A 12597-nucleotide genomic window follows, 5' to 3' on the forward strand; every position below is an offset into this window, starting at 1 on the left:
CCGATCAATACCGGGCGCGACACCACGCTCACTTGCGCGCGCTCCCGACCCGCGACATGAGGACAGCGTGATCCGCCTGCCCCTCCTCGCCGCCGCACTGGCCTTCACCGGCAGCGCTGCCCCGATCGTCGTCACCGGCGACGCGGTCGCGCAACCGACGCGGATCGTCTCCGCCAATCTCTGCGCGGATCAACTGCTGCTCGCCGTTGCCGATCCAGCGCAGATCGCTGCGCTCACCCGCAACGCACGCGACCCGTGGATGTCCGCTGCTGCGAAACAGGCCCAGCCCTTCCGCATGATCCGTGGAACGGCCGAAGAAATCCTGACCCTCGACCCCGATCTGATCGTCGGCGCACCCGAATTCCGCACAACCCAATGGCGTGGCATGGCGCGCAGGAACATCGCTGCGCTCGACCTCCCCTTCGCCAACAGCCTGTCCGATATCCAGACCCAGCTGCGCGCCGTCGCCACCGCGACCGGCCACCCCGCGCGAGGGCAGAAGATCGCCGCACAGATGGACGCCGCGCTCGCCAAGCTCCGGCGTACCGGCCAGGGCCGCGTCGCCGCTTACTATCAGCGGCGCGGCTATGTCACCGGCACCGGCACGCTGGTCGATGAACTGATGACCCGCGCCGGTCTCGTGAACCTCGCCACCCAACTCGGCAAAGGACCGCTCGCGCGTCTGACGCTCGAAGAAATGGTCGCCGCCAATCCCGACATTCTCATCGTCGAAACCGACAGCCCGACAGTGACCGATCAGGGCGCGGAAATGCTCCAGCATCCGGCCCTGCGCCACATTCCGCGCGTGTCCCTGCCACAGGCGTGGACGGTGTGCGGCGGCCCGGCCTATGTGCAGGCCGCACGCAGCCTGACCACACAACTCGCGGCCATCCCGGCAAAATAAGGGGGCAGGCATCACGCCCGCCCCCTGTTTAGATTAGAAGCGGACACGCACGCCGCCATAGGCCGCGCGACCATAGACGCCGTAGCCGAACGCGGTCGCGTAATTCGCGTCGAACAGGTTATCGACCCGGCCATAGACCTCCAGATGTTCGCCCAGCGGCAATGACGCCCGCACGCCTGCAAGCGCATAGCCGTCCAGCCTAACGGTGTTAGCCGAATTGTCGAAGCTATCGCCGACAACCGTCACCGTCGCGCCGGTCGACAAGCCGAACGACCAGTCATAATCCACCGACACGCTCACCGTCTGCTCGGCCCGCCGCGCCAGCCTTTTGCCAAAATTCGCTGTTCCGGGCGAGCGGTCGCGCGCGTCGATATAGCTGTACGCGGCGACGAAACTCAGCGCTTCGACCGGTTTCAGCGTCAGTGCCGCCTCGACGCCCTTCGCCCGCGTGCGGTCGATATTGCCATAGGTGAAGGTCGTATTGTCATAGTTGATCTGTTTCTTCGTATCGCGGTGGAACGCGGTCACCGACAGGATCGCGCGATCATCGACGAGGTTCTGGTCGAACCCGACCTCATAGCTTTGCGACCGCTCCGGACGCAGCAGATCGTTGCCGCTGAAGCTGTCGTATAGCTGATACAGCGACGGTGCCTTGAACCCCTCGCCATAGCTGGCGCGGATATTGGTCGCGCCGCCATTGGGCGAGAAATTGGCGCTCGCCCCGAACGTCGTCGCGCCACCGAACTGGCTGTGATCGTCGTGCCGCAGGCCAGCGGTCAGCGACAGGCCTGCGAACGGCTGAACGAGGGCCAGCGCATAGACGCTGTCGATGTTCGCACCCTCGTCCGCGGTCGAGCCGAAGCCGAAAAAGGTATATTCGGGCCGCTCATGTTCATAGCCGAACACCAGCTTGGCCGCTTCGACCGGCGCGACCACGCCCTGATACTCAAAGCGAAGATTGGTGCCGCTATAGCCGTAATCCGGCGCGTTCCCGCGCGCGAAGAAATAGTCGCGGTCGTTGCGCAGATAGGTCACCGATGCGCGGTTGCTCAGCGCCCCGTCGAACAGCGCCAGGTTCAATCCGGCATAACCGACATATTGGTCGAGCTTGGCAACGTCGCCGCTGTCGGCGGGCGCACCGAAGAAGCTGTCATAGTTCAGGTCGGAATTGATGTAATAGCCACGCAGATCGAGGCTCAGCGCATCGCTGAACGTCAGCTTCAGCCGCGCGTTCGCCGACAGGTTTTTATACCCGTCGCGCTCGGTTCCGCCCGCTGCCGACGAAATCCCGTCGGTGCGGAAATAGGCAACGCCCGCACCGCCCGATGCCAGCCCGCTGGTTCCCGACACATCGGCGCGCGCGCGGATTGTGTCGCTATAGCCATAGTCCGCCGACGCATTCGCCGCGAACCCTGCCACCGGCACGCCGGTCATCACATTGACCACGCCGCCGATCGCCTGACTGCCATGCACCACGGAGTTCGATCCGCGCAGCACTTCGATCCGCTTGATATTGCCGGTCAGCAAATGGCCGAAATCATAGCCGTCGCCGATGCCACTGGTGTCGTTGACTTTTACCCCGTCGATCAGGACCAGCGTCTGCGTCGTCTCCGCCCCGCGCAGCGACACGCCGGTCACCCCGCCGGTGCTGCCATTGCGGCTGAACCGCACGCCCGGCGTGGTGGCGAGCAGATCGACCACGTCGATGGTCTGGCGCTGCTCGATCGTCTCGGCATCGATCACGGTGACGGTCTGACCGACCTCGTCGCGCGGCTGTTCGATGCCGGTCGCGGTAACGACAACATCCTCGTCGGCAGACTCAACGGTCTGGGCATAAGCGGGCGCGGCAATTGCCAGCGCAATCAATGAAACAGCGGTCTTCATCGGGAAATCCCCCGGCGCCTGAGCAACGTCGGGCCGGATCTGCCGACATAAGTCAGCCGGGTCGCCGGTCGGGATGGGCGCTTGTCACCCGTCGCGGCGTACCCGTGCGGTCCGGCCGCATGGATCGTCGCTCAGACGGATCACCGTGCCGCGGCCTCACCTGGGCCTCAGCAAGAGCGACACCACGCTGGTCGGTCTCCTGGCTCGCGGGTCATCGCACGATGCACACCTTCCCGGACGTTGCCGTCCAGTGGCTGTCTCCTCAGGGGAGACCTGCGCATCGCACTCACCGCTTACAGTTGCAGGGACAGCTACGGCATAAGACGGTCACCCGTCCGCACCGCATTCCCGTTTAAGTCCCGAAGGACACCGGCGCGATCGTTTCGCGGGTGCAGCATGCCGCCCCCACGCGCCGCCCTTCGTTCCGGACGAGGATTTCGTCAAGCCATATGTTGGACGCCGCGTCCTAACGCCGTCGGCGCGGCACCTTTTGCACCACCGCCTTGGCCGGGGCGAGCACCACGCCATCGCTTCTCGTTTCCCGCGTTTCCACCCCCGGGATGATGACGTCGTTGCTTGCGGTCACGATGTCGAACTCACCCGTCCGGAACGCGGCAAGCTCGGCGCGCAGGAAGGGTGGATCGGCCCTTTTGGCGATCTGCTCCGACGGCGCCAGTCGCGGCACACCCCGCCGCACGCGCGGATCGTCAATTTCATAGGTCACCACCGACACCGCCGTGCCCATTTCGGTGATCGCGTACAGCCGCCGCGCAAACTCGCGCGGAAAGCGGATGCAGCCATGCGATGCCGGATAGCCGGGCAGCGACCCGGCATGCAGCGCGATCCCGTCCCAGGTCAGCCGCTGCATGAACGGCATCGGCGCGTTGCTGTAGAGGTTGGAGCGGTGATGCACGCGCTTTTGCAGGATCGTGAATTCGCCCGGCGGAGTCGATTTACCGCGCTTTCCGGTCGACACCGTCGATGCCGCGATCAGCACGCCGTCACGATAGACATAAGCGATCTGGCCGGGGAGGCTGACGATGATCGAAACCAGGCCCAGCCCGCCCGCGGGCTGATACGCCGCTTCCTCGATCCACGTCCATTGACCGTTGCGCAACAACACTTCGCTGGCACCCGACGCCGCCACCTGTTGCGCCGACGCCGGGACTGCCAATGCGAGAGCCAGACCGACCCCAATTGCCAACACCGTCCGAACCCCCATCAGGGACATGCACGTCTCCATCGCCGCGCCGGAGGTCCGTCGCCCCCGCACAAATATGGTTAACGCCGTCATGCGCAAGTTGGTGCCATGCCGAAACAGGCTTTAAAAGCGAAATCGGGACACTTGCCTTTTGTCCCGGATTTGGCCGCAACTTCGACAAAGCGGGCCGCACATGCGATGAAACGGGCAAATCACTTAAACTTGTTCAGGCGAATCAAGCGCATCTTTTGCTATAGGAAAGCGGGGCGAATTTTGTGGGGCGACAGAGGACGCATGAACGAATTGATTGAGGCGGCACGTTCGCGCCGCTCGTTTTTGAGGACGGCAGCAGCGGTCGCGGGGACGGGTTTTCTGGCCGGTTGCGCCTCGCGCAGCGTCACCACGGCGGTTGCGCCGCCACGGATCCCGGTACCGCCACCGGTCGCCACCCCGATCGAACCCGGCGTGCGCGTCGCCGTCGCCCCGCGCGGCGTGCGGCCCGAGCTGTTCCAGCGCGCGATGATCGCATTGCAGCGCCACGGCAGCCGCATCCGCCAGCAGGACCGCATCGCCATTGCCGATTTCTCGCTGGCATCATCGCGGTTGCGCTTTCATCTCGTCGATCTGCACAATGGCGCGACGCGCTCGATGCTGGTCTCGCACGGCATCGGATCGGACCCAGAGCATACCGGCGAGCTTCAGCGCTTCTCTAACGAGGTCAATTCGGAAGCGACCAGCGAAGGTGCGTTCCTGGCGTCCAACTATTATGTCGGCAAGCACCAGTTGTCACAGCGGCTGATCGGCCTCGATCATACCAACAACAACGCACTCGACCGCGCGATCGTGATCCACGCCGCCTGGTATTCGAATTCGGAAATGATCGCTAAACACGGCAAGCTCGGCCGCAGCCAGGGCTGTTTCGCGGTGGGTGAGGGCGAGCTGGACAAGGTGTTCGCGCTACTCGGCGAAGGCCGCATGATCTACGCGGAGAAATCGGCCTAGATCGCGTTAGTGGCGCGTTCGTTCCTGTCCCGCTAATAGCGGGGCATGGCGAAACATCCCTTCTATTCGATCCATTCGCATGGGCTGGTGCGCATCGGCGCATGCACCCCGGGGGCGAGCGTCGGCGACGTCGCGGCCAACACCGCGTCGCATATCGATCTGGCGAAAGAGGGTGATGCTGCTGGTGCCGACCTGCTGCTGTTCCCCGAACTCAGCATCACCGGCTACGCGCTCGACGATCTCCACCTCCAAGATGCGATGTTGCGTGCCACCCGCGACGGGCTGGCCGACCTGATCGAGGCGAGCGCGAAGTTGAAGCCGGTGCTGGTCGTCGGTGCAGCGCTCGAACGCAATGGCCGCCTGTACAACACCGCCGTCGTCATCGCGCGCGGCATGGTGTTGGGCGTCGTTCCCAAAAGCTATTTCCCCAATTACCGCGAATATTACGAGAAGCGCTGGTTTGCGTCGGGCATCGGGCTGTCGAGCGAGATTGAAATCGCGGGGCAAACCGCGCCGTTTGGCCCCGACCTGATCTTCGCCGCCAGCGACCTGCCCGATTTCGTCTTTCATGCCGAGATTTGCGAGGATTTTTGGGGGCCGCTCCCACCTTCTACGCATGGCGCGCTCGCCGGCGCACTGATCCTGTGCAACCTGTCCGCCTCCAACATCACCATCGGCAAGGCGCGCGAGCGGGCGCTGCTCTGCGCCGCGCAATCGGTCCGCACCGCCTCGGCCTATATCTTCTCCGCGGCCGGGCCGGGGGAAAGCACGACCGATCTCGCGTGGGACGGACAGAGCCTGATCTACGAACTCGGCGAACTGCTCGCCGAATCCACCCGCTTCGACCTGACGCTGGAAACGATCATCGCGGATATCGATGTGGGACGGTTGCGGCAGGAGCGGATTCGCTTTGGCACGTTCAACGACACCGCCGTCGCCACCGGCCACCCCGAAACCCGCTTCCGCCGTATCGTGTTCGAGCACCAGCCCACGACCGACGACATCGGCTTTCAGCGCAAACTCCGCCGCTTCCCTTTCGTCCCCAACAACCCCGACAAGCTCGACGCGGATTGTTTCGAGGCGTTCAACATCCAGGTCGAGGGGCTACGCAAGCGCATCGAATCGACCGGCCTGCAAAAGCTCGTCATCGGCGTGTCGGGCGGCATCGACTCCACCCACGCCCTGATCGTCGCGGCGCGGGCGATGGACCGCATTGGGCTGCCACGCACCAATATCCTCGGCTTCACCATGCCCGGCTTCGCCACCGGTGAGGGCACGAAATCCAACGCCTGGGCGCTGATGAAGGCGATCGGCATCACGGCGGAGGAACTCGATATCCGCCCCGCCGCGCGCCAGATGCTGACCGACATGGGGCATCCGTATGCGGACGGCGAGCCGATCTATGACGTGACGTTCGAGAATGTGCAGGCTGGCCTGCGCACCGATTACCTCTTTCGCCTCGCCAATCAGCGCGGCGGCTTCGTTATCGGCACCGGCGACCTGTCCGAGCTTGCGCTCGGCTGGTGCACCTATGGCGTCGGCGATCATATGAGCCACTACGCCGTCAATGCGGGGGTGCCCAAGACGCTGATCCAGTATCTGATCCGCTGGTGTGAGCGAACCAACCAGTTCGATGCAGAAACCGACCGCGTGCTCGAGGCGATCCTGGCTCAGGAAATCTCCCCCGAACTCGTCCCCGCCGGTAAAGACGGCGCGATGCAGAGCACCGAGGCGCGGATCGGCCCCTACGCGCTCAACGATTTCTTCCTGCATTATGTCGTCCGCCACGGCCTCGCCCCGTCCAAGATCGCGTTCCTGGCCTGGCATGCGTGGAAAGACGCGGCGGCGGGCGAATGGCCGCTGGGCCTGCCCGCCGAAGCGCGCGTGGCATATGATTTGCCAACAATCCGCCACTGGCTCGAAAAATTCCTGGTCCGTTTCTTCCAGACCAGTCAGTTCAAGCGCAGCGCGATTCCGAACGGCCCGAAAGTCTCCTCCGGCGGTGCCCTCTCCCCGCGCGGCGACTGGCGTGCGCCTTCGGACGGGACGGCGAAACCGTGGCTGGATGAATTGCAGGCCAACGTCCCGCAGGGCTGACCCCCTTATCGTCACCCCGCGTCAGGCCCGGGATGACGGGTCAGCTCACCAGCCGCTTCAGCCCTTTTATGGTATCCGCCTCAGCCGCCGGCTTGTCCGTCCGAATCCGCGAAATCCGGGGAAAGCGCATCGCCAGCCCGGACTTGTGCCGCTTCGATTCGTGCAGCGAGTCGAACGCAACCTCCAGTACCAGCGTCTTCTCCACCTCCCGCACCGGCCCGAACCGCGCCGTCGTATGGTTGCGCACGAAGCGGTCAAGCCATTTCAGCTCCTCGTCCGTGAACCCGAAATAGGCCTTCCCCACCGGCAGCAGCTCACCCTCTTCGGTCCACGCGCCGAAGGTGAAGTCGGAGTAGAAGGACGACCGTTTGCCCGACCCGCGCTGGGCATACATCATCACGCAATCGGCGTTCAGCGGGTCGCGTTTCCACTTATACCACAGCCCGACGCGGCGTCCGGTAACATAGGGCGAATTGCGCCGTTTCAGCATGACGCCCTCGATCGCCGCATCCCGCGCACCCGCCCGCAATTCCTCCAGGCCTGCGAAATCCGCCGCCTCGATCAGCGCCGACACATCGAACCGCTCGGCATCCAGCCCCGTCGCAAACGCCTCCAGTCGCGCCCGCCGTTCGCTCCACCCCAGCGCGCGCAAATCCTCCAGCCCGTCGAACAATATGTCGTAAAGCCGCACGAACGCCGGATAGTCGGCCAGCATCTTCGCCGGCACCACCTTGCGCCCCAGCCGCTGTTGCAAAGCATTGAAGCTCGCCGCACCCCCGACACCGCCCTGCGCCTCGCCCTTCACCAGCAACTCGCCATCCAGCACCCCCGGCGTCACGAAAGCCGCCGCAACCTCCGGAAAACTTGCCGTTATGTCGTCGCCCGCCCGACTGTACAGCCGCGTCTCGCCCGCGACATGGACGATCTGCACGCGAATGCCGTCCCATTTCCATTCGGCGGCATAGTCGGCCAGATCGACCTGCGTCTCCTCCAGCGGATGCGCCAGCATGAACGGGCGGAACACCGGCACGTCCGCCGCCGTCGGCTGTGCGCCCCGCCCCTCGGCCCAATCGAACAACAAAGCATAGGGCGGCTGCAACCCGTGCCAGACCTCCTCCACCGCATCGACATCAAGCCCGAACGCCTCCGCCAGCGCCGTCTTCGCCAGCCGCGCCGACACGCCGACACGCAAGCCGCCGGTCGCCAGCTTCAGCAACGCATAGCGCTCATCCGCCTCCAGCCGATCGAGCATCTCGCCCAGCACGGCGGGCGCATCCGACCGCGACAGCCGTGCCAGCCGATCCACGACATTGGCCAGATTAAGCGGCTCGCCGGTCGGCGGCGCGACCAGCGGCTCGGGCCAGATCAGCGCCACCGTCTCCGCCGTATCGCCCACGAAATCACGGCTCAGCCGGAACAGCACCGGATCGACCCGCGTGTCGACCAGCGCGCGGATCGTCGCGGATTTGACGGCAGGCAGATCGAGATCGCCGGTCAGCGCCGCCATTGCCCAACCACGGTCGGGATCGGGGGTCGCCTTCAGATAATCGCCGATCAGCCGCAATTTGGCATTGCGCGACCGCGTGTAGATCAACCGGTCCAGCAAATCGGCAAATGCGCGCATGACAGGTGCAACATGGCGCGGCGCGTCCGGTTCCGCTAGTCGTGCGCCAGATGAAGCGCGTCGCCCTCGTCCTGCTCGTGATTGCGCTCGCGCTTCCCCTGCTGGGGTATCGCAATGCCGTTACCGATCCAGTCGTGCGGCATGGCAATGTCGGTTTCCAGAACTGGCCCAAAGGCACGCCGCCGATCGGCGTCGCGTTGCTCAGCGACATCCACGTCCAGGGTCCGGACCTGCCGCCCGAACGCATGGCGCGGATCGTCGAACAGGTTAACCGCGAACGCCCCGACCTGGTCCTGATCGCGGGCGACTTCAGCGGCGACCGGACGCTGCGCACCCGGCTCTATGCCGAAACCGAGATCGCCGTGTCGCTCAAAGGCTTGAAGGCCCCGCTTGGCGTCTATGCGGTGCTCGGCAATCACGACCACTGGCGCGACGGCCCGGCAATGCGACGCGCAGTGAGCGCGGCGGGCATCCCCGTGCTGGTCAATCAGGCGATCCGTGCCGGGCCGCTGACGATCGCCGGTGCCGACGATATCCACACCGGCAATGCCGATATCGAGGCCCTCACGCGCGCCGCCGCCGCGCTGCCGGGACCGACGGTCGTGCTCAGCCACAGCCCGGATATCGCGCCCGCTCTGCCGCCGCGCTTCGGGCTTGTACTGGCGGGTCACACGCATTGCGGCCAGATCGTGCTGCCGCTGATCGGCCGGCTCGCCACCGCCTCACGCTATGGCGAGCGCTACGCCTGTGGCATGATCCGCGAACCCGGACGCACCACCATCGTCTCCGCCGGAATCGGTAACAGCGTGCTGCCGTTCCGCTTCGGTGCGCCGCCCGATTTCTGGATGATCCGCATGGGGCCGCTCCCCCGATGAAGCGCGCGCTGATCGCCCTTGTCCCGTTGCTGTTCGCAGCAGCGGCGCTGCTCTATCACAACGCCGTCGTCGATCCGGTCGTGCGCCACGGCAATGTCGGTTTCGCCAGCTGGCCAAAGGGCGCGCCGCCGCTGCGCGTCGCATTCGTGACCGACCTGCATGTTCAGGGGCCGGATATGCCCCCGGCTCGACTGCGTCGGATCATCGCGCAGGTGAACGCACAGCGGCCCGATGTCATCCTCCTCGCCGGGGATTATCGCGGCGACCGGCTGCTGACGACGCACCGCTATTCCGACCCACAGATCATTGCGCCGCTCGCCGGTCTGCGCGCGCCACTCGGCATCTTTGCGGTGATCGGCAATCACGATCATTCAGGCGGTACCGCATCGATCGTCCATGCCATGCGCGCCGCCGGCATCCGGATGCTGTGGAACGAACCCGCTCGCGTCGGACCGCTGGTAATCGTCGGCAACGACTATCGCCGCGCCGCGCCTGCCGATATCGCCGCCATGAATCGGCGAACTCCGCACGGCACGCCACTGGTGATCTTCGGACACATTCCGGATCTCGGCCCGGTGCTGCCGACCCGCTTCCGTCTCGTCCTCGCCGGACACACGCATTGCGGTCAGGTCGTGCTGCCGGTGATCGGCGCGGTCTCGACCGGATCGCGCTATGGCGAGCGTTTCCGCTGCGGCATGGTGCGTGAGCCATCGCAGACGACGATCGTCTCCGCCGGTCTTGGCACCAGCATCATGCCCGCACGGCTGGGCGCGCCGCCCGATTTCTGGATGCTGACGATGGGGCCTCTCGCATCGGGAAAATCCCCGCGCTAGGGTCGACGCCGCCCGCCACGGGCCGGTTGCGATTCGCGCGCCGCTGGGAGGATAAATTTCCATGAAGATTGCCCTGTTCGCCGCGCTTGCGGTTGTCACGCTCGCGCCCGCCGCCGTCGCCCAGACCGCACCGGCACCGGCACCGGCACCGGCCCCCGCCCCCGCCCCCGCCGCAGCGGCCGCCAAGTTCAATCTCGACACGCCCGTACAGGACATCGTCGCCGACCCGGCGGCAAAGGCGGCGCTCGACGCCAGCCTGCCCGGTGTGACCACGCATGCAGCCTATGAGATGTTCAAGGGCATGAGCCTGCGTCAGCTTTCCGCCCAAGCCCCCGATCAACTGACCCCCGAAGCGCTGGCCGGCGCGGAAAAGGCACTGGCTGCGGTGAAGTAATGCCCCGATTGACCCCGGGCCTGTGCGCTCGGGGTCAGTCCTTCGACCCGAAATTCAGGAATCGCGTGACCCGATAGTCGATCACTGCGACCACCAGATACACCGCCGCCTGCTTGATCCGCGTCCACAGGCCGGTGCGCTCGCGGTGCAGTTCCGGCGTCACATCCAGCGATCGCCGCACCTCGCCATCGACATAGGCACGGACATGCGCGGCGAACGCGCGATCCTCGATCCGCAGCATCACCTCCAAGTTCAGGTACAGGCTGCGCATGTCGAAATTGGCCGACCCGATCTGTACCACATCGTCGATCACGAACAGCTTCGTGTGCAGCTTGGTCGGCAGATACTCGAAAATCCGCACCCCGCGCCGCAGCAGCCCGCGATAGGTGAAGCGTGCCGCCCATAATGTCAGCGCATTGTCGGTGACCGAAGGCAGCACCACGCGCACTTCGCCCCCGCGCCGCGCCGCGCGGCCCAGTCGCCGCAACATCGCCGGGTTCGGAAAGAAATAGGCGGCGAGAATGTCGATCCGCCGCGCGCCCTTCAGATCGCGGCGCACCGCCCGTGCCCATGGCGACAATCGCCGCGTGGGTCCGCCCAGCAACCAGCGCAGCCTGCCCTCCGGTTCGCTCCAGTGCGACAGCGCACGGCGCAACCCGCGCAGCGGCGCCTTGGGTCGCCGTGCCCAGCGCCACAGCGCGTCGAAATACCCGCCCAGCCGCGCCGCCGCCGGCCCCTCGACCAGCAATCCGAGATCGCGCCATGCATCGGGTCCCGGCGCGCCAAAATAATCGTCCTGGATATTGAACCCGCCGATGATGACCCGCGCATCCGGAGTTTCGGCATCGGCCAGCGCGATCTTCTGATGATTGCGCAACAGATAGCGGCGGCCCAGCCGCGGCTCGAAGAAACAGACATTGCCCCCCGCTTCGCGCAGCGGGGCAAAGAAATCGCGGTCATGCGCCGGATCGCTGCCCAGCGCATCGGCGATCAGCGTCACCGCGACGCCGCGCCCCACCGCCGCCACCATCGCGTCGCGCACCCGCTCACCCACCGCATCGTCGGTGTAGATATAATAAAGCAGCCTGAGCGACTGGCGTGCCTCCGCGATCAGGGCGAGCAACGCATCGAGACGGCGCGGGCCGGTGTCGAGCAGCGTCAGGCGGTTACCCTCGATTCCGAATACCGGTTGCGGCGGCGGTTCGGGCACGATGTCGTGCGGCGCAGCGGGCAATGCACCCGGTTGCGCGACAGGTTGGATCGGTTCGGCCTGCTCCATGCACCCCGCTTGCACGAGCCGCCGTCCCGCGAACAGCCCCGAAACGCCGATTTTCTTGACTCGTCCGGCCACCCTCCCTAAGTCGCCCCCTTTCCCATAGTGTTGCCGAAGGAAGCGTTTCATGGCGCGCGTCACTGTCGAAGATTGCGTCGACAAGATTCCCAATCGTTTCGACCTCGTCCTGATCGCCGCTCAGCGTGCACGCCAGATTTCGGGCGGTGCCGAACTGACGATCGACCGGGACCGCGACAAAAACCCTGTGGTCGCCCTGCGCGAGATCGCGGAGGAGATGGTGCGTCCGGATCATCTGGAAGAATCGCTGGTCAACAGCCTGCAGCGCGTCCAGATCGACGACGAGGAAGCGCCCGACGAGGTCGGTTCGCTGGCCGCATCGGCAGAGGCGCTGCGCCTCACCGCCGCCGCACCGCCGCGCAACCAGAATCTGGGTGCTGATTACGACGGCTAATCCCGTCCGTTCGTTAAGAATTTGACGCCGGTCCTCGT

11 protein-coding genes and 1 riboswitch are annotated in these 12597 nt (G+C 65.5%); of the genes, 7 read left to right on the forward strand and 4 right to left on the reverse strand.

The genetic code is table 11. From position 1 onward, the window contains the following. The first annotated feature begins 67 nt into the window (after positions 1 to 67). Complete coding sequence (locus U1702_RS12140) at positions 68 to 904, forward strand: ABC transporter substrate-binding protein (RefSeq protein ID WP_332724966.1); 837 nt, start codon at positions 68 to 70, stop codon at positions 902 to 904. A 33-nt stretch (positions 905 to 937) separates the two neighbouring features. On the opposite strand, the gene U1702_RS12145 is transcribed toward U1702_RS12140, so the two are convergent. Next, the gene (locus tag U1702_RS12145) at positions 938 to 2788 is read right to left on the reverse strand and encodes a TonB-dependent receptor plug domain-containing protein (RefSeq protein WP_332724968.1); all 1851 of its coding nucleotides are present in this window, start codon (positions 2786 to 2788) and stop codon (positions 938 to 940) included. A 172-nt stretch (positions 2789 to 2960) separates the two neighbouring features. After that, positions 2961 to 3177: riboswitch (cobalamin riboswitch) on the reverse strand. A gap of 77 nt (positions 3178 to 3254) precedes the next feature. Then, on the reverse strand, positions 3255 to 4019 hold the full coding sequence (locus tag U1702_RS12150) for a L,D-transpeptidase family protein (protein WP_443026839.1): 765 nt from the start codon (positions 4017 to 4019) through the stop codon (positions 3255 to 3257). Between the two features lie 264 nt (positions 4020 to 4283). Here U1702_RS12150 and U1702_RS12155 point away from each other — a divergent pair, with 264 nt between their 5' ends. Further along, the gene (locus U1702_RS12155) at positions 4284 to 4991 is read left to right on the forward strand and encodes a murein L,D-transpeptidase catalytic domain-containing protein (RefSeq protein ID WP_332724970.1); all 708 of its coding nucleotides are present in this window, start codon (positions 4284 to 4286) and stop codon (positions 4989 to 4991) included. Between the two features lie 45 nt (positions 4992 to 5036). Then, positions 5037 to 7088, forward strand: coding sequence for an NAD(+) synthase (locus U1702_RS12160; RefSeq protein ID WP_332724972.1), 2052 nt, complete (start codon positions 5037 to 5039; stop codon positions 7086 to 7088). Between the two features lie 40 nt (positions 7089 to 7128). On the opposite strand, the gene U1702_RS12165 is transcribed toward U1702_RS12160, so the two are convergent. Further along, a complete protein-coding gene (locus U1702_RS12165) occupies positions 7129 to 8712 on the reverse strand; it encodes a cisplatin damage response ATP-dependent DNA ligase (RefSeq protein WP_332724974.1) in 1584 nt (527 codons plus the stop codon). 50 nt (positions 8713 to 8762) lie between these two features. Here U1702_RS12165 and U1702_RS12170 point away from each other — a divergent pair, with 50 nt between their 5' ends. The 3 genes from U1702_RS12170 to U1702_RS12180 all read left to right on the forward strand — a co-directional run bounded on the left by U1702_RS12170 (position 8763) and on the right by U1702_RS12180 (position 10814). Beyond that, the gene (locus tag U1702_RS12170) at positions 8763 to 9587 is read left to right on the forward strand and encodes a metallophosphoesterase (RefSeq protein WP_332724976.1); all 825 of its coding nucleotides are present in this window, start codon (positions 8763 to 8765) and stop codon (positions 9585 to 9587) included. Further along, positions 9584 to 10420: a metallophosphoesterase gene (locus tag U1702_RS12175; protein ID WP_332724978.1), complete on the forward strand. Its 837-nt coding sequence runs from the start codon at positions 9584 to 9586 to the stop codon at positions 10418 to 10420. Before U1702_RS12170 ends, U1702_RS12175 begins: the two co-directional genes overlap by 4 nt. Positions 10421 to 10481: 61 nt before the next feature. Next, on the forward strand, positions 10482 to 10814 hold the full coding sequence (locus tag U1702_RS12180; protein ID WP_332724979.1) for a hypothetical protein: 333 nt from the start codon (positions 10482 to 10484) through the stop codon (positions 10812 to 10814). Positions 10815 to 10848: 34 nt separating this feature from the next. Here U1702_RS12180 and U1702_RS12185 read toward each other — a convergent pair whose 3' ends face one another. After that, positions 10849 to 12024: a phospholipase D-like domain-containing protein gene (locus U1702_RS12185; protein ID WP_332726377.1), complete on the reverse strand. Its 1176-nt coding sequence runs from the start codon at positions 12022 to 12024 to the stop codon at positions 10849 to 10851. Positions 12025 to 12214: 190 nt separating this feature from the next. Between U1702_RS12185 and rpoZ the strand changes: the two genes are divergently transcribed. Then, a complete protein-coding gene (rpoZ, locus tag U1702_RS12190; protein ID WP_332724981.1) occupies positions 12215 to 12559 on the forward strand; it encodes a DNA-directed RNA polymerase subunit omega in 345 nt (114 codons plus the stop codon). Positions 12560 to 12597 lie beyond the last annotated feature (38 nt).

This window comes from Sphingomonas sp. LT1P40, assembly GCF_036663835.1.
Taxonomy (GTDB): Bacteria; Pseudomonadota; Alphaproteobacteria; order Sphingomonadales; family Sphingomonadaceae; genus Sphingomonas.